We start from the raw sequence: 17972 nt of genomic DNA, 5'->3' as shown, positions 1-17972 counted from the left end.
CGGTCAGGACGCCTCGCGGTAGACGTGCGGGGCGACGCCCGTGACCTTGCGGAAGACACGGCTGAAGTAGGCGCGGTCGTGGAAGCCGACGGCGCGGGCGATCGTCTGCACGCTGTCGTCGCTCTGCCGCAGCCGCTCCTTGGCGCGCTGGATGCGCAGCCGGGTGAGGTAGTCCCAGAGGGTCAGGCCGATCTCGCGGTGGAAGAGGCGGCCGAGGTGGTTCTCGCTGACCCCGGCCGCGCGGGCCATCTGGCGGCGGGACAGCGGATGCCGGTAGTGCTGCTCGATGTACGCGAGGGCGTGCCGCACGGGTGCGTGGGCGCGGTGCGCGCCCGGGTCGCCGCGGCGCGTCATCCGGGTCAGCAGGCCGGCGGTCTCCTCCTCCGTCAGGATGTCCCGGCCCAGCAGCATCAGCCCGGGGTGCGGCTCCGCGCGGCGCACGTCGTCGTGCGTGAACCCCCGGCCGCTGAGCATCAGGACGGGGATCACGGGCTGTTCCGGTCCGCGCTCCTGACTCGCGATCTCGTACATCCGCTCGACGATGTCGAAGCCGTCCATGTCGGCGGGTTCGCGCGGGACGACGAGCAGGCAGGGCACGTCCTCGGCGAGCAGGGCGAGCGCCGCCGTGCCGTCGGCCGCCGTGCGGACGGGGTGGCCGGGCAGCGCTCCGCCGAGCAGCCGCCGGAACCGCTCGCGGGAGGCGGCGTCGCCGTCCACGACGACCACCGGGTCGGCCAGGCCGGGCGGGCGCAGCGCGTGCAGGGCCTGCGCCAGGTCGCGGCCGGAGACCGGTCCGTAGAGCAGGAACGGCGTGTGGCGGAGCGCCGGGTGGTCGTGCAGCCGCTGGACGGGGGACCACTCCTGCGGGCGGGTCCGGTCGGTGTCCCAGGCGACGGCAGCGGGCCCCGGGGCGGGGCCGGGGGCGGGAGCGGCACCGGAGCCGGGACCGTCACCGTCGCCGGGGGCGCGGCCGGCGACGAGGGAGGCGATGTCGTCGTCCGGGTGCAGACGCCGCGGGTGCAGCCCGCACCGGCGTGCGATCGCGGCGATCTCGCGCGGCGGGGTGCCGGCGGCCGCGACGAGGAGGGTGCGGCCGTCCGGTCCGCCGCCGGGCACGGGCGCGGGGACGGCGCCGGGGGCGTCCGCCGGGGTGGGGAGCGGCAGTTCGAGCCGGAAGCCGTAGCGGCCGCCGTCGGTACGGGCGGTGACCGAGCCCCCGTGCAGAACGGCGAGGCGGCGGGCGATGGCCAGCCCGAGCCGCATCCCGGGCGCTCCGGAGGCGAAGGGCTGGAACATGTCTTCGGCCTCGGCGGCCGGCGGGGCCGGGTCGGGGCGGGTGATGAGGACGCGGAGCAGCGGCGGCCGGACCTCGGCCTCCAGCGTCAGCCGGACGGTTCCGCTCCCCGGTCCGGGTCCGCTTCCCGGGCCGCCCCCGGAGCGCGGCCCCGGCCCGGCGGCCGGTCCTTCCGCGGGCCCGTCCGCGGCCGCGTTCAGCAGGTTGAGCAGAATCTGCCGGAGGCGCGGGCCGTCCGCGCTGACCGCCGGGAGCCGTCCGGGCAGCCGGAGCCGCCAGCCGTCGCCGCCCGGGCGGGCGCGGGCCGCGGTGTCGAACGCCTCGGCGAGCAGGGGGCGCGGGTCGAGCAGGTGCCGGGAGAGGTCGAGGGCGTCGATCTCGGAGCGGGAGAGGTCCAGCAGGTCGTCGATGAGCCGGAGCAGCCGCCCGGCGTGCTCGTGCGCGGTCCGCAGGGCGTCGGTCACCCCGGCGGGGTCCGGGCCGGGCCGCGGGTCCGGGGACGGTGCGGGGGCGGGGCGGGTGTGGTGGAGGATCGCCTCGACCGGGGTGCGGAGTTCGTCGGTGGCGTTGTCGAGCAGCCGGGTCTTGAGCCGGTTGGCCTGTTCGGCCGCGTCCCGGGCACGGCGTACCTCGTCGAACAGCCGGATGCCCTTGAGCGCCGCGCTGATCTGGTCCCCCAGCGCCCGGTACAGCGCGCCGTCCCGGTGCGCGGAGTGGCGGCGGCCGCCCGCGTCGAAGAGGGCGAAGCCGAGCTGCTCGTCGCCGATGTGGAGCGGTTCGGCGACGAGCGTGTAGCGCCGGCCGTCCGGCGGCAGCAGGGCGTCGGGGAGGAGGAGTTCGGCCCGGTACGGGGCCTGCGCCGGAACGGCCGCGCCCGGGCCGGAGCCGGGGCCCGGGCCGGATATGGCGCCCGCGCCGGAGGCCGCGCCGGCCCGGGCGGCGCGTGACGCCTCCAGTTCCTCGCGGGTGAGGACGGCCCGCGCCGCGCGGGAGACGTCCGGGGGGCCGGCCGGCCGGGTGGGAGCGGAGGGCGCCCCGGGGGCGGCCCGCCCCGCGCGGAACGGGGCGGCCCCGTCCTCGTACAGCACGAGACGGCAGCCGTTGACGCCGATGTACGGCAGGTGGCGGGAGAGCGCCCCGGTGAGCGCGTCGATGTCGACGGCGGTGGTGAGCGCCGTGCCGAGTTCGCGGAGCCGGCGCGACTCCTGCTCCTCCGCCCAGCGCTCGCCCTCCAGCAGCCGGCGGGACTTGTCGGCGACCATCAACCGCGCCTGTCCGAAGAGGCGTTCGGCCCGGGCCGCGCCCATGGCGCCCGTGGCCGTCGCCGTGGCCGCCCCCGCGCCCGGTCCGGTGCCGGCCACCAGGGCACGGGCGCGCAGCAGCGCGCCGTCCCAGGCGGCGGCGTCCTCGGGGGTGCGGACCTCGCTCCCGATCAGCCGTTCGAGCAGCGGAAGGAACCCTCCGCCGAGCGCGGAGTCCGCACGGAGCGCGGCGGCCAGCTCCGGGCCCGCCCCGGGGAGTCCGGCGAACACCCGCGCCAGCGCCGTCCCCGGGTCCGGCGGTGTGTCCGTCTCCTGGGTCACCAGCGGGGAGGGGCAGCCGCAGGACCGGCGCGTCACCAGCCTCCCCGGCACCACGCTCCGCGCCGGCGGGCGCGTACCGCGCAACCGGGCCAGCAGGGTGTCCACGGCCAGCTCCCCCAGCTCGGCGAAGGGCAGGGCCACCGAGGTGAGCGGCGGATCGGAGAGCCGGGCCTCCGGGGAGTCGTTGAAGCTGATGACCGCCACGTCCTCCGGGACCCGGACGCCCCGGCCGGTGAGGAAGCGCAGGGCGTCGGCCGCCAGGACGTCACTGCAGGCGACGACGGCGTCGAAGTCGCGGCCCGGGCGGAGCCCCCGGATGTCGAGAAGCACCCGCATCGCCGAGGCGCCCGCCCCGCTGCCGAAGTCGACGGCTGCGGAGACCAGCGACCGGTCGAGGCGGAGGCGGTGCCGGGCCAGGGCGTGGGCGTAGGCGCGGTAGCGGTCGAGGGAGACGGGGTTGGCCAGCGGGCCGCGGATGCAGGCGAGCCGGCGGCGGCCGTGGTGCCCGACGAGATGGCCGACCGCGTCCCGCATCCCCGCGTGGTTGTCGAGGAGCAGGGTCTCGTGGCCGTCGAGGCCGCGGTTGAGGCTGACCACCGGGAGCCCGTCGAGCCGCCGGGCCAGCCGCTCGGCCCGGTCGCTCGCGGCGGGGAGGCCGAGGGTGGAGGTCCAGCAGATGACGCCGTCGAGCCGGTCCGGGCCGATCAGCTCGTAGAGCGCGTTGCGCGGGGCCCCGCCGGGACGGAGCGGGCCGCCGGGTAAGCAGACGAGGTTGACGTCGTTGCGCTCGGCGGCGGCCAGCACGCCGGACCACAGGGTGGCGCCGACGCCGAGGTGGATGTTGGCCGTGACGAGGCCGATGGTGAGGCGCCCGTCCCCGGAACGCCCGCCGGCGGGACGGCTGCCGGGAAGGTTGCCGGGACGGTCCGGGCGGCAGCCGGGGCGGCTCTCCCGGCGGCCGTCCGGGCCGTCCGGTGGCCGCGCCCGTGGGGACCCCTGTTCCGCCATGGTGCCTCGCTGGTCGTCGGAAACGACCCCGGGCCGCCGCGCGAGCGGCATACCGGCCGGGGGTCGTGGACGATAGCGGCGGGCCCGCGCCCGGACAAGGCCGGAGCGGTCTCCGGTCCCGCCCGGGCGCCGGCCCGGAGGCCCCGGGCACCGCGGGGTCGCGGTGCCCGGGGCCCGGTGGTGCCGCGGGCGGGGAACGGCGCGGTCGTCCCCTCCGCACCCCGCCCGGTGGGAGCTGAACGGCCGGACCGTACCGGCCCGGTGGGCCGGCCGGGTCAGATCTTCCCGACCCCCGCGCCCGCGGTCACGCTCGACTTGACGCTGTCCGCGTTCTCGGCCGAGTAGCCGTACGGGATCGGCGCCACGCTGCCGCCGCTCTGGCCCGCACCGGAGTTGACGAACCTGTTGTTCACGGCGCGGAGCGTGCCCGGGCCGGAGGACGCCTCACCCAGGTGGAAGGGGTCCTCGGTGTTCTCGAAGTAGTTGCCCTCGACGAGCACCCCGGCGCCCTCGGTGGACGCGACGCCGTAGCTGCCGACGTTGTCGAAGTAGTTGTTCAGCACGTGCACCGGGTTGCCGAAGCGGACCCGCGGGTTGCGCTGGTTGGTGCCGTCGAACCAGTTGTGGTCGTAGGTGACCCGGAGCTTGCCGGAGTCCTCGCCGCCGTTGCTGTCGGAGTGCCCGAGCAGCATGTTCTTGTCCTGGTCGTGGCAGCGGTTCCAGGAGACGGTGATCTGGTCCGAGGCCCGCTTGATGTCGACGCCGCCGTCCTTGGCGCCGGAGATGTCGTTGTGGTCGATCCACACCTTCGTCGAGTACTGGACGTTGATGGCGTCGTCGTTCGATCCCGTGAAGGTGAGGTTCTGGATGATCACGTTCGAGACGTTGCTGATGTTGAGCCCGCTGCCGGTGATCCGGCCGGACGTGCCCACACCGACGACCGTCTTGTTCGAGGCCACCTTGGTCATGGAGCTCAGCGAGATGGTGCCGTTGACGCGTACGGTCAGCGGGCTGCCGCTCTGCACGGCGTCGATGAAGGCGCTCGCGCTGGAGACGGTGACGGTGGAGCCGCCCGCTCCGCCCGTGGTGCCCGCGCCGAAGCCGACGGGAGAGGCCGCGGCCGCGGGGGCCGCTTCCTTCTCGGCCTGCCGCTCGGCGGCCCCGCCGCTGCCGGCGGTCAGCCCGCCGAGGGCGACGACGGTCGCCGTCACGGCGGCGGCGCCGGCCAGTTTGTATCGCGCGCTCGTCCTGCGCATCGAAATCTCCGTCCGATGTGGGGGATGTGAGGGGGGTGTCGAACTGTTCCTGGGTGCACACCGGTGCCGCGCGGCCGGCATCTCCGACGATGCTAGGGCGGCTCCCGTGGACGATCAGGCGCCCCATGTGGACTATTGCGCGCGGCCGTTGCCCGCCCCGGCCGCCGGCGCCGGGCGGGCGCGGCGGGCCCGTGCGGTGCGGCACACCGGCCGGCCCGGGCCGGTGTGCCGTCCGCGAGCCGTGACGGTCAGCCGCCGTACGGGTGGCCGGCGCGGGCCTCGCGCAGGGCCCGGCCCCACCAGACGAGCTGGTCGAGCAGGGTCTTCGCGGCGGCGCCGGCGCTCTCGTCGTCCCCGCGCAGGCCGTCCTCGCCGAAGCGGTCCCAGGCGTTGTGGAAGCTGACGGTGTCCCGCACGGTCACGGTGTGCAGCTCGGCGAAGACCTGCCGCAGATGCTCCACCGCCCGCAGGCCGCCGGACATGCCGCCGTACGAGACGAAGCCGGCCGGCTTCGCCTGCCACTCCTCACGGTGCCAGTCGATGAGGTTCTTCAGGGCCGCCGGGTAGCTGTGGTTGTACTCGGGCGTCACCACCACGAAGGCGTCGGCGGCCGCCAGCCGGGGGCGCAGCGCCTCCAGGGAGCGCGCCGTCCCGTCGCCGGGCCGTTCCGTGGGCCCGGTGACCTCCAGCGGCAGCCCGGCCGGGTCGATCACCTCGACCTCCAGGTCGGGGCGCTGCCGCGCGGCACCGGCGAACCAGTGCGCCACGGCCGCCCCGAACCGCCCTTCGCGGACACTGCCGATGATGACCGCGAGCCGGAGCGGGGCAGACGAGGGAACAGCGGACGGCGCGACGGACGGGGAGGGCACGGTGGTGAGAGACATCGGAGACTCCTCGGACGGACTGATGGTCGGACGAAGACATGCGGGCCGGCGGCGGAGACCGTCCTCCGGCCCGCGACAACAGCCTTCAACCTCAACAATGGTTGAGGTCAAGCGGCGCCGGCCGCGGCGTCCCGGCCCCGGCCGCCGGGAGCGGCCGCCGGGAGCGGCCGCCGGGAGCGGCCGCCGGGGCCCGGAACACCCGTGCGCTGCGCGAACCGGGAAGACCCGCGCACCCCGGGGCCCCCACGGAACCCGCACATGCCGTTCAGCACCATCGGTCCCGTTTGCAGGGCAACCTTGCGCCGTGCTGCCCTTGGCGGCTGAACTCACGGAGAGGAGCGGGCGGATGACGGACCTGGAAGCGGTGCCGAAGGAGGCCGGGCCCCGGCGGAAGGCCGAGATCTTCGGCGCCACCCTCGATCTGCTGGCCGAGCGCGGATACGACGAACTCACCATCGAACAGGCGGCCGAGCACGCCGGGGTCAACAAGACCACCATCTACCGCTGGTGGGGCTCCAAGCCGGAGTTACTCCGCGACGCCCTGCTGGACTCCGGCGTCCTCCGCGTCACGGTTCCCGACACCGGAAGCCTCCACGGCGATCTGGCCGCGCTCGCCGACGCCGTGCGCGGTCTGCTCCGCGAGGAACGCACCCGCGCGCTCGTCGAGGCGGCGCTCGTGGGGGCCGTGCGCCACCCCGCGCTGCGCGAGCTGGTGGTCTCCCTGCTGGACGACGGCTTCACACGGCGGCAGCCGATCCTGGAACGGGCCGCGGCCCGGGGCGAGCTGCCTCCCGGCTTCGATCCGGGGCCCCTGGCCGACGCCCTGGCCGGAGCGCTGTGGGTGCAGCTCCTGCTGCGGCGGCGGCCGCCGGGCGAAGAGTTCGTCCGGGCCCTCCTCGCCCTGCTGCTGGACGGCTGCCGGGCCCGCCGCTGACCGGCCTCCGGCCCCGCCCCCGGAACTCCCACGACCGTCCGGCACACGTGCGGGTCCCGCCGCGTCCGAGCGACCGCCCCGCCCAACGCACCAACCGCGCGGGGGGAGTTTGGCGCGCACCGCCGGGGCAAGGCGCTGAAGGTGAGCGATACGAGCGAGATCCGGATCGGCAGGCGGACCCTCACCCTTCACCGTCCGGACAAGGTCCTCTTCCCCGACGACGGCATCACCAAGGCGGACCTCGTCGAGCACTACCGTTCGGTCTCCCGGCGGATGCTGCCCCAGCTGCGGGAGCGTCCGCTGATGATGGTCCGCCACCCCGACGGCATCGACGGCGAGCCGCTGGTCCAGAAGAACATCCCGGGCCACTTCCCGGACTGGGTGCACCGGGCCGAGGTCCGCAGGGAGAGCGGCGGCACCGTCACCCATGTGGTCTGCGACGACGCCGCCACCCTGGTCTACCTCGCCGACCAGGCCTGCGTCACCCCGCACCGCTGGCTCTCCCGCGCCGACCGGCCGGACCACCCGGACCGGCTCGTCCTCGACCTCGACCCGTCCGACGGCTCCGGGTTCGAGGACGTGCGCTGGGCCGCCCACCGGGTGTGCGAACTGCTCGACGGACTCGGGCTCCCCACCCTGCTGATGACGACCGGGTCGAGCGGCCTGCACGTCGTCGTACCCCTGGACCGGCAGGCGGACTTCGGCACGGTACGGGCCTTCGCGGGCCGCGTGGCCGGACTGCTGGCGGAGCGGCACCCCGGCCGGCTCACCACCGAGCAGCGCAAGGCCGAACGCAAGGACCGGGTCTACCTGGACATCCAGCGCAACGCCTACGCGCAGACGGCGGTCGCCCCGTACGCGGTGCGCGCGCTCCCCGGGGCGCCGGTCGCCACGCCGATAGCCCGCCGGGAGCTGGACGACCCGGAGCTCCACGCCCGCCGCTGGACGCTGGCCACCATCGGCGAGCGGCTGGCCGGCGACGACCCCTGGGCCGGGATGCCGCGCCGGGGGCGCACCCTGCGGACCGCGGAGCGGCGGCTCGCGGAGATGTGACCGGCGCCGCCGCACACGCGCCGGCGCCGCGCCGGTGTGCGGCGGGGGAGAGCAACGCCGAGCGGCACCGGCGGAACCGTTTCCGGTCCCGCCGGTGCCGCTCGGCCGTCCTTCTCACTCCGTGCCAACGGCCGTTCGGCTCCGCCTCACCGTTCGGCCCGTCCCCGCCGGTCGTCCCGGCCGCCTCCGCCAGGTATCGGCCGGACTGCCCCGCGGGGGTTCGCGTCCGGGCTCAGACGCCGATCGCGCCGCCGTCCGCGCGCCAGACGCAGACCACCGACGGGCGGACCAGCTTCCCGGGCCCGTCCGGCCACGCCGAGGCGGGGTTCTCGACCGTCGCGCCGTCCACCTCGCCCGGGTGCTGCACACAGACCAGCACCCGCTTCTCCTGCACGACCGGCCCGCAGGTCTCCGCCCCGGCCGGCACCGTCAGGAACTGCCGCACCTGGCCCTCGTTCCGGCCGCGGTCGGCCACGCCGAAGAGACCGTCGTGGCTGCCGAGCGCGTTGCCGTCCGTGGAGAGCCACAGATTGCCGTACGGGTCGAAGGTGATGTTGTCCGGGCAGGAGATCGGGCTGACCTCGTCCTTGGGGAAGCCCGCGTAGTAGGTGGCCGGGTCCTCGGGGTCGCCGCAGACCAGGAAGAGCCGCCAGGCGAAACGCTCCGCCGTCGGGTCGTTCCGGCGCTCGGTGAGTTCCAGCACCTGGCCGTGCTTGTTCTCGTTGCGCGGGTTGGCCTCGTCGGCGGGCGCCTTGCCCGCCAGGCCGCGCTCCTTGTTGTTCGTCAGCGCGACGTAGACGCGGCCGGTGCGCGGGCTGGCCTCGACGTCCTCGGGGCGGTCCATCTTGGTGGCGCCCATCTTGTCGGCCGCGAGGCGCGTGAAGACGTACACCTCCTCGGCGGTCATGCCCGGCACATACGAGGTGTCGCCCTCGGCCAGCTTGATCCACTCACCGGAGCCGTCGAACTCGCCGTCCCGGAGCGGCTTGCCGCTGCCGTCGATCTCGCTCGGGGGGCTGTCGCCGGTGAGCTTGGCGACGTAGAGCGCGCCCTCGTCGAGCAGGGTGAGGTTGTGCTCGCGGGCGGCCCGGCCGTGGCCGCGCATCATCCGCTTGTTCGAGACGAACTTGTAGAAGTAGTCGAACCGCTCGTCGTCGCCCATGTAGACGACGGGGCGGCCGTCCCGGGTCAGCCGGGGCTGGGCGGCCTCGTGCTTGAAGCGGCCGAGGGCGGTCCGCTTGCGGGGCGCGGAGTCCGGGTCGTACGGATCGAGCTCGACGACCCAGCCGAAACGGTTGGCCTCGTTGGGCTCCCGGCCCAGGTCGAAGCGCCGGTCGAACCGCTCCCACTTGCGCTCGCTGACCGCGTCGGTGATGCCGTAGCGCTTCAGGCGCGCGGTGGTCTCCGGGTCGGTGACGGCATCGGCGTTGCCGAAGTACTGGTTGAAGTTCTCCTCGCCGGACAGGACGGTGCCCCACGGGGTGGTGCCGCCCGCGCAGTTGTTGAGCGTGCCGAGGACCGTGGTGCCCTTCGGGTCGGCGGAGGTGCGCAGCAGGCGGCTGCCCGCGGCCGGGCCGGTGATCCGGAACGGCGTGGTGGCGGTGATCCGGCGGTTGAGGCGGTGGCGGGTGACGGGGCTGAGCGCGCCGCTGCGGCGCTCCTCCTCCACCACGACGACCGACAGGCCGTGCGCGGCCCAGGCGATCTCGACCTGCTCGCGCGTCGGGTTCTCCGGGTCGTAGCCGGCGAACATCAGTTCTTCGTTGGTGTACTCGTGGTTGGCCACCATGACCTGGCGGCACCGCTCGCCGGGCAGGTCCAGCAGCGTCAGATAGTCGTTGTTGTAGCCGAACTGACCGGCCTGGGCCCGGGCGGTCTGCCGGTCCGGGTCGAAGGCCGGCGCCCCGCGCAGGATCGGTTCTCCCCAGCGGATGACGACCTGCTGCCGGTACCCCGGGGGGACGGTGACGGCGTCGGCGGTGTTCGGCGGGACCGGCGTGAACCGGAGCCCCCGCGCGGCGCGCCGGCTGTGGTGGTGATGGCCGGATCCCCGCCCCGCGGCGGCGGAGGAGGCGTCCAGGGGGGCGGCCTCGGCGCCGGGCGCCCGCCCCAGGAGCGATGCTCCGGCCGCCGAGGCGACGGTCACCACGGCGCCCGCCCGCAGCATGGAGCGGCGCGACAGGGCACCGGCGATGATGTCGCCCGCGTAGGCGTTGTCACTGGTGTTGGGCACCTCGTGGAAGCAGGCGTTCCCGCACCGGTAGCGGCAGGTCATGGCAGACCTCCCGCCCGGATGCGAACTGATCAGAGGCAGCAGTCTCCGCACGTGATTCTCCTCCGTAGGGTTCCTCCGGCACCGGCTCCCGACCGGTTACGACCGGATACGACCGGGCGTACAGCCAGTCTCCGCGCGTTGACGCTAAGGGCGTAGACCCGCGCGCCGGAAACCCCCGGATGAACCCGGGGTGAAGCCGTGGAGACGGGGGCGGAGCACGGGCCGCGGCCCCCGGCAAGCCCCGCACCGGCCGGAGCGGGGCGGAATCCGGACAACGATCCGTACAGGACCGGCTATCCGTGGGGACAAGATCTCGCCACACGCGGCGACTTCTGGGACGCTGTCGCAGAGCCGTACGCCCGGCCGGGCCGGCTCGGCCGAGACGACGCGTGGTGCCGCGCGGTGGAGGCGCGAGGAGCACCCGTGATCGACGAACCCCCGACCCCGCTCGAACGAGCCGTTCCGTACGGCCCGTTGACGACGGGGCCGCGGACGGCGGGCACCCCGTTCCGCCCACCGCGGAGGGCGCCCGCGCCCGGCCGGACCCCTGCTGGCTAGCCTTACATGTCCGTCCTGGTCAGGGACGAATCCCGCACCTCGGACATTCATCGCACCCGATACTTGTAAAGGGCTTCTCCCATGGGCATTCGGAGTCTGCTGCGGAATGTGTTCAGCCGGTCCCGGGCGGGGCGGGAGGAACAGGCACCCCCGGCGGCCGGTACGGCCGGCGCGACGGACGCCACCGGCACGGCCGCTCCGGCCGGCGGCGCCGGCGAGAGCGGCGGCCCGGCCGTACCGGAACAGTCCCGGGGAGCCGCCGAACCGGCGGGCGCCGAGGGCTCCGTCCCGGACCGGTCCCGCCGTGCCGCCGGGTCCGACGGCACCGGCCCGGCCGGCGAGCCGGAGCCGGAGAAGGACAAGGAGAAGGAGACCGGCGGGATCAGCGCCGAGCTGATGTCGGCCTTCGACCAGCCCCGGACCCCCGAACAGCGGACGGCGGCTTCGGAGGACGCGAAGGACGCGGCGTCCGGCAAGGCCACCGGCGGCAAGGCCGCTGAGCCCGCCGGCACCACCCCCGCCGATGCCACCGCCGACAGCGCCGACAGCGCCGCGACGAGCGGGGCCGGCCCCGCGGCCGAGGCCAACCGGGCCGCCGAGGACGCCATCGCGGAGGCCGGGTCCCTCTCCGCCGGCGCCGTTCCGGAGCCCGTCACCGGACCCGCCGGCCAGGGCACCGGCGGTGCCGGGGACAAGACCGGGGGCACCGGCCGGGATCTCGCGGCGGAGGGTTCCGCCGAGGCGCGGGCGGAGGTCGACGCCGTGACGGCCACGGTCGCCGAGCTCTCGGGCGACGCACCGTCCGAGCCGGTGAAGGACGCCCGGGCCGAGGCCGACGAGGCCACCGAGGGCAAGCCGGCCCCCGGCACCGAGGCCGGGGCCGGGGACGCCGCCGACGAGGCCAAGGCGGAGGCCGCCTCGCTCGCCGGCGACAACGACCCCACCGCCCCGGACCCGGGCGCCGGGCCGGAGAAGACCCCGGCCGCCGCGGCGAAGAAGGCGACCGCCGCCAAGAAGACGGCCGCCCCGAAGACGGCCCCGAAGAAGGAGGCCGCACCCGCGACGGCGCCCGAGCCGGAGCGGCCCGCGACGGAGGACACCGGCACGGCCGGGAAGGATGCCGGCCCCGCGGCCGGGGCCGTCCCGCCGGAGAAGCTCCGGAAGACCGCCCCCGGCCTGGTCAGCCTCTACAAGGCCGCGTCGGCGGCCCTCGACAAGGAGGGCCTGGCCGGACAGCGCGCCGCCGTCTACCTCGTCCTGGACCGCTCCGGCTCCATGCGCGGCTACTACAAGGACGGCACCGTCCAGCACCTCGCCGAGCAGGCCCTCGGCCTCTCCGCCAACCTGGACGACGACGGCACCGTCCCCGTGGTGTTCTTCTCCACCGACATCGACGGCACCGCCGACATCGCCCTCGACGACTACAAGGGCCGTATCGAGGCGCTCCACGCGGACCTCGGCCACATGGGCCGGACGAACTACCACCGCGCCATCGAGACCGTCGTCGAGCACTACAAGAAGTCCGGCTCCACCGCCCCGGCCTTCGTCATCTTCCAGACCGACGGCGCCCCCACGAGCAAGGCGGCCGCCGAAAAGGCGCTGTGCGAGGCGGCCGAGCTCCCGCTCTTCTGGCAGTTCATCGGCTTCGGCGAGACGGACGCCAAGGGCTTCGACTTCCTCCGGAAGCTCGACAACCTGGCCGTGCCGGAGCGGCGGAAGGCCGACAACGCCGGCTTCTTCCACGCCGGTCCGGAGCCGAAGAAGCTCACCAACCGCAAGCTGTACGAGCAGCTGCTCGCCGAGTTCCCGAAGTGGCTGGAGGAGGCCCGGGAGAAGGGCATCCTCGGCTGACGGCCCCGCACCCCGCACCCGGCGCCTGTACCCGGAGAACAGAGGGACGGGCGGCCGGTACGACACCGGGCGCGGCCCGGCCGGCTCACCCGCCGGCCGGGCCGCGCCCGTTCCGTCCCCTGCCGTTCCGGTGGCAGGGCGCCGCGCCCGGGGTTTCCCGTGGCTCCTCCGGAGCCTTGAGATCCCCGGGCGCGGCTGTCCTCAGGGCGGCCGGGCCGCCGTTCAGCCGGTGACCTCGATCCGCTCCGCGCCCGGCTTGCCGTTCCCGCCGGCCGCCCCGGCGGACCCGCCTTCCGCCGCGGCCGTCCCGGTCCCGGCATCCGTCCCCGGGCCTCCGGCCGCGCCACCCGCCAGCCGGGAGAGCATCGACGCGAGGTCGATCCCGGTCGTGGAGCCGAGCAGTTCCATGCCCTGCGCGACGTTGTCCGCCACCGCGCGCGGCAGCTTCCCGGCACCGTCCGTGGAGATCACCGTCAGCTTGTCGATCGCCGCCATCGGCTCCGCCGCCTTCGCGACGACCTGCGGCAGCACCTCGACGAGCATCTGCAGCACGGCCGCGTCGCCGTACCGCTCGAAGGCGTCGGCCTTCTTGTGCATCGCCTCGGCCTCGGCGGTGCCGTGCGCGGCGACCGCCGCGGCCTCCGCCTCGCCCTCCAGCCGTACCGCGTCGGCCAGCGCCGCACGCCGCTGCTTCTCGCCCTCACCGGTGAGCCGCGACTCCTCGGCCTGCGCCTCGGCCTGCTTCACCCGCGCCACCCGGTGCGCCTCCGCCTCCTGCTCGGCCTGGTACCGGGCGGCGTCGGCCGGCTTGCGGATCTCCGTGTCGAGCTGCCGGTCCTTCAGCGCGGCCTGCCGTGTGGCGACCTTCTCCTGCTCCGACAGCACATCCTGCTGCCGCGCGGCCTCGGCCAGCGGCCCCGCCGCCGCGGCGCGGGCGGCCGCCGCGTCCGTCTCCGCCTTGATCTCCGCCTGCCGGAGCGCCAGCACCCGCTGCGCGACCGCGATCTCCTCCTCGGCCCGCAGCCGCGCCTGCTCGGCTATGCGGCGGGCGTCGGCCTCGGCCGTGTCGGCCTCCTGCCGGGCGCGGGCGGCCTCGGGCCGGCCGAGGTCCTGCAGATAGCTGCCCTCGGCGGAGATGTCCTGGATCTGGAAGGTGTCGAGGACGAGCCCCTGGCCGGAGAGGCTGGCCTCGGCCTCCTCCGCGACCTGCCCGGCGAACGCCGCCCGGTCCCGGATGACGTCCTCCACGGACATCCGGCCGACGATCGAGCGCAGGGCGCCGGACAGCACCTCCTGGGTGAAGCCGACCACCCCGTCCTGCTGCTGGAGGAACCGCTGGGCGGCGGCACGGATCGCGTCCTCGTCGCCGCCGACCTTGACGATGGCGACCCCGTCCAGGTCGACCTTGACGCCGCGCAGCGTCACCGCGCCGCGCACGGCGACCGGGATGTGCCGGCTGGACAGGTCCATCACATGGCGATGCTGGACGAACGGCACCACGAAGACGCCGCCGCCGACGACGACCTTCTGGCCGCTGGTGTCGTAACTGACGCGGCTGGTCACCGCGTCGACGGACTTCTTGCCCCGGCGTCCGGTGATGATGAACGCCTCGTTCGGCCCGGCCACCTTGTAGCGCGAGATGACGATGACGGCCAGAAGAACAAGGAGTACGGCGACTCCGACCACGGCGACGAGCACTGGGCTCATGGGGTCCTGCCTCTCTGCGGACTACCGGATGATGCATAACAACTGGGGCGGCCCGAGGGCCGGTTCGCCCGTCCCCCCGTGGACGTACGAACCGGCGGCGCCCGGACGGCGGGACGACCCGCGGCGGGGCCGGGGACGGCCGACGGGCGAGCGGACGGGCGGACAAGGCGGACGGCCCGGCGGACGGCCGGCGGGTGGACGGACCGACCGGCGGGCCGACGGACGGAACCGGGCAGGCCCGCTAGCGCTCCACGGCGCGCACCTCGACCGCCGTACTGGACAGCGCGGCCGTCACCCAGATCTCCTCACCGAGCGGCTGCGCCACCTCGCTGCGCGCCGCGTACTTGAGGGGCTGGCCCCCGACCCGGAGCAGCACCTCGCCGTAACCGCCCGGCGGGATGGGCGTCACCACCGAGCCCGGGGTGCCCACCAGGTCGGCGGAGCGGAGCGTCGGCGCGGTCTGGTCCCGCATCAGCACCCGGCTCAGCCGGACCACCAGCCAGGCCGTGCCCAGCCCGGCGGCCGTCCCGGCCGCGGTCGCGCCGACGGGACCCGCCCCCGTGGTGCCGAGGACGATGGCGCCGCCGAAGCCGAGCATCGAGACGAACCCGGCCAGGGCCGGCAGCGAGACCATCCCCCCGAAGGCCCCGTCCAGCACACCGTCCAGCACGCCGTCGAAGACGAACGCGAGGACCAGCAGCACCAGCCCCGCCGCACCGAGTCCCAGAAACCACGCCATCCGGCCCCCCTCTCCCCGCGTGGAGCGGGACCCCGTACGCGCCCCGCACTTCCCGCGTTCCGGGCAGTCTCGCAGCCGGAAGGGCCCCGGCGCACTGCCGGGTTCCGGCAATCTTCACGCCGCCCTGATGCCGGGGGACCGCCCCGGCAGCGGGACGGAGTCGCCCGGTCACCGCCCGGCGTCCGCCCACCGGATAGCCGGACGGGTGGCGCCACCCGCTCCGATACGATATTGACCGCCCGCAGAACCCTTCATCACTCCGCGCATCCACCTGCTACCCGGGAGCAGCCGCAATGGCTCGACACCTCATCACCAGCGCCCTTCCGTACATCAACGGGATCAAGCACCTGGGCAACATGGTGGGGTCCATGCTCCCGGCCGATGTGTACGCCCGCTATCTGCGGCAGCGCGGTCACGAGGTGCTGTACATCTGCGCGACCGACGAGCACGGCACCCCGGCGGAACTGGCCGCCAAGGAGGCCGGGCTGCCGGTGGACGAGTTCTGCGCCGGGCAGCACGACGCGCAGAAGGCCGTCTACGACGGCTTCGGCCTGGAGTTCGACTACTTCGGCCGCAGCTCCTCCGAGCAGAACATCGAGATCACCCAGCACTTCGCGCGCCGCCTCAAGGAGAACGGCTTCATCGAGGAGCGCGCGATCCGCCAGGTGTTCTCCCTCGCCGACGACCGCTTCCTGCCGGACCGCTACATCGTCGGCACCTGCCCGCACTGCGGCTACGACAAGGCCCGCGGCGACCAGTGCGAGAACTGCACGCGCGTGCTCGACCCCACCGATCTGATCGAGCCCCGCTCCGCGATCAGCGGCAGCGCCGATCTGGAGATCCGCGAGACCAAGCACCTCTTCCTGCTCCAGTCGAAGCTGGCCGGCGAGGTCGAGGCGTGGATCGACGCCTGCGGCGACGCATGGCCGACGCTCGCCTCCTCCATCGCCCGCAAGTGGCTGACCGAGGGCCTCCACGACCGCTCGATCACCCGCGACCTGGACTGGGGCGTCCCGGTCCCGGCCGACACCTGGCCCGAGCTGGCCGCCGAGGGCAAGGTCTTCTACGTCTGGTTCGACGCCCCGATCGAGTACATCGGCGCCACCAAGGAGTGGGCGGACCGCGCGGGCGAGGGCGAGGTCCGGGACTGGAAGTCCTGGTGGTACGAGCCCGCGGGCGCGGACGACGTCCGCTACACCGAGTTCATGGCCAAGGACAACGTCCCGTTCCACACGGTGATGTTCCCGGCCACCCAGCTCGGCACCCGCGAGCCCTGGAAGAAGGTCGACTACGTCAAGGCCTTCAACTGGCTCACCTACTACGGCGGGAAGTTCTCCACCTCCCAGCGGCGCGGTGTCTTCACCGACGCGGCCCTGGAGCTGCTGCCGGCCGACTACTGGCGCTACTTCCTGATGGCGAACGCCCCCGAGTCGGACGACACCTCCTTCTCCTGGGAGCTGTTCTCCTCGGTCGTCAACAAGGACCTCGCCGACACCCTCGGCAACTTCGTCAACCGGGTGCTTTCCTTCTCCCGCAAGCGCTTCGGCGACACCGTCCCGGCGGGCGCGGAGGCCGGCGAGGCCGAGCGGAAGCTGGGCGGGGAGATCGCGGGCCTGCTCGCCGAGTACGAGCGGCACATGGAGGAGCTGCAGTTCCGCAAGGCGGCGCAGGCGCTGCGCGCCCTGTGGAGCGCGGGCAACTCCTACCTGGAGGAGAAGGCCCCCTGGCTGGAGATCAAGACCGACCAGGACGCGGCGGCGCTCACCCTCCGTACGGCCATGAACCTCATCCACCTCTACGCGGTGGTCTCCGAGCCGTTCATCCCGGCCTCGGCCCGGGCCATGCGCGCCGCGTTCGACCTGAAGGACGACACCGCCGCCTGGGTCACCGCCGAGGAGGCCGCGGCCCTGGCCGCCGTCCCGGCCGGCACGGCCTTCACCGTCCCGCCGGTCCTCTTCGCCAAGATCACCGAGGACGACCTGGCCGCCTACCGCGAGCGCTTCGGCGGCGAGGAGTAACCGCCGCCTTCCCCGGCACCAGAGGAAGCCCCGGGCCCGGTGAGCCCGGGGCTTCGGCACACCGGCAGAACCAATCCCCGATGGACCACACAAACCGGACACCATGCATGTACAATCGCATGCATGGTAGCTCTCCAGATCCGTGATGTGCCCGAAGACGTCCGCGACCGTCTGGCGGCGATAGCGGAGCAACGCGGGCAGTCCTTGCAGGCCTATCTCTTCGACCTGGTCAACGACGAGGTCCGCCGCAGGGACAACCTGGCCGTCCTGGAGCGGTTCGCCGACAAGCGGTACGGCACCCACCTCTCCAAGGAGGACACCCTCGGAGCCCTGGACGAGGCCCGCGCGGAGCGGCTGGCGCACCTCGGCCTTCCGGAGGCCGCGCAGTGATCGTTGTCGATGCCTCCGTTTACGCCTTCTCACTCCTGGACGAGGGGCCCACGGGTGACCGGTGCCGAGAGGCCCTGGCCGCGGACGACCGCTGGATCTCCCCGGAGCACTGGACGGTCGAGGTGATGTCCGTGATCCGGGGCAATCTGCTGGGCGGCAAGATCACCCGGGAGCACGCCGTCGACGCGGTGTCCGCCCTCTCCCAGCTGAGCCCCGTGGTCCCGCTGACCCGGGTGCTGCTCCAGCGCGTCTGGGAATTCCACGGCAACCTCACGATGTACGACGCCACCTACGTGGCCGCGGCCGAGGCCTACGACTGCGCACTGCTCACGGCGGACGGCCGCCTGGCCCGCGCCCCGGGCCTTCGCTGCCCGGTCAGGGTCATCGACTGACAGCCCAAGACTTTCGGCCCGGCACCCTCG

The 17972-nt window shown here is 74.4% G+C and carries 12 protein-coding genes; 6 read left to right on the top strand and 6 right to left on the bottom strand.

All coding sequences use genetic code 11. The features are described from left to right. Window positions 1–3: 3 nt before the first annotated feature. The 3 genes from SXIN_RS15740 to SXIN_RS15730 all read right to left on the bottom strand — a co-directional run bounded on the left by SXIN_RS15740 (window position 4) and on the right by SXIN_RS15730 (window position 6025). Window positions 4–3885, bottom strand: a complete 3882-nt coding sequence (locus SXIN_RS15740) for a substrate-binding domain-containing protein (RefSeq protein ID WP_157916294.1) — start codon at window positions 3883–3885, stop codon at window positions 4–6. 275 nt (window positions 3886–4160) lie between these two features. After that, on the bottom strand, window positions 4161–5141 hold the full coding sequence (locus tag SXIN_RS15735; protein WP_043471011.1) for a pectate lyase family protein: 981 nt from the start codon (window positions 5139–5141) through the stop codon (window positions 4161–4163). 248 nt (window positions 5142–5389) lie between these two features. Then, on the bottom strand, window positions 5390–6025 hold the full coding sequence (locus SXIN_RS15730) for an NADPH-dependent FMN reductase (RefSeq protein ID WP_095757127.1): 636 nt from the start codon (window positions 6023–6025) through the stop codon (window positions 5390–5392). A 346-nt stretch (window positions 6026–6371) separates the two neighbouring features. Between SXIN_RS15730 and SXIN_RS15725 the strand changes: the two genes are divergently transcribed. Then, window positions 6372–6959: a TetR/AcrR family transcriptional regulator gene (locus SXIN_RS15725; RefSeq protein ID WP_019707286.1), complete on the top strand. Its 588-nt coding sequence runs from the start codon at window positions 6372–6374 to the stop codon at window positions 6957–6959. Window positions 6960–7100: 141 nt separating this feature from the next. Continuing rightward, entirely contained in the window at window positions 7101–8012 is a 912-nt protein-coding gene (gene ligD / locus SXIN_RS15720; RefSeq protein WP_095757126.1) for a non-homologous end-joining DNA ligase, read from the top strand. 232 nt (window positions 8013–8244) lie between these two features. Here the strand turns inward: ligD and SXIN_RS15715 are convergent, their stop codons facing one another. Continuing rightward, entirely contained in the window at window positions 8245–10338 is a 2094-nt protein-coding gene (locus SXIN_RS15715; RefSeq protein ID WP_095757125.1) for a PhoX family protein, read from the bottom strand. A gap of 588 nt (window positions 10339–10926) precedes the next feature. Between SXIN_RS15715 and SXIN_RS15710 the strand changes: the two genes are divergently transcribed. After that, window positions 10927–12696, top strand: a complete 1770-nt coding sequence (locus tag SXIN_RS15710; RefSeq protein WP_095757124.1) for a VWA domain-containing protein — start codon at window positions 10927–10929, stop codon at window positions 12694–12696. A gap of 222 nt (window positions 12697–12918) precedes the next feature. On the opposite strand, the gene SXIN_RS15705 is transcribed toward SXIN_RS15710, so the two are convergent. Beyond that, window positions 12919–14403: a flotillin family protein gene (locus SXIN_RS15705; RefSeq protein ID WP_095757123.1), complete on the bottom strand. Its 1485-nt coding sequence runs from the start codon at window positions 14401–14403 to the stop codon at window positions 12919–12921. 241 nt (window positions 14404–14644) lie between these two features. After that, window positions 14645–15142 (bottom strand): hypothetical protein, encoded by a 498-nt coding sequence (locus tag SXIN_RS15700; RefSeq protein ID WP_019707290.1) that lies wholly within the window; start codon window positions 15140–15142, stop codon window positions 14645–14647. 293 nt (window positions 15143–15435) lie between these two features. Here SXIN_RS15700 and metG point away from each other — a divergent pair, with 293 nt between their 5' ends. The 3 genes from metG to SXIN_RS15685 all read left to right on the top strand — a co-directional run bounded on the left by metG (window position 15436) and on the right by SXIN_RS15685 (window position 17942). After that, window positions 15436–17160, top strand: a complete 1725-nt coding sequence (gene metG, locus SXIN_RS15695; protein WP_019707291.1) for a methionine--tRNA ligase — start codon at window positions 15436–15438, stop codon at window positions 17158–17160. Window positions 17161–17283: 123 nt separating this feature from the next. Beyond that, on the top strand, window positions 17284–17550 hold the full coding sequence (locus SXIN_RS15690; protein ID WP_039820300.1) for a hypothetical protein: 267 nt from the start codon (window positions 17284–17286) through the stop codon (window positions 17548–17550). Further along, the gene (locus SXIN_RS15685) at window positions 17547–17942 is read left to right on the top strand and encodes a type II toxin-antitoxin system VapC family toxin (protein ID WP_019707293.1); all 396 of its coding nucleotides are present in this window, start codon (window positions 17547–17549) and stop codon (window positions 17940–17942) included. The genes SXIN_RS15690 and SXIN_RS15685 overlap by 4 nt, the downstream gene beginning before the upstream one ends. The last annotated feature ends 30 nt before the right edge of the window (window positions 17943–17972 follow it).

Origin of the sequence: Streptomyces xinghaiensis S187 (genome assembly GCF_000220705.2) — a bacterium.
GTDB classification, from domain to species: Bacteria; Actinomycetota; Actinomycetes; order Streptomycetales; family Streptomycetaceae; genus Streptomyces; species Streptomyces xinghaiensis.
The sequence above is the reverse complement of the archived record's forward strand: the minus strand, read 5'-3'. Positions and strand labels throughout refer to the sequence as shown.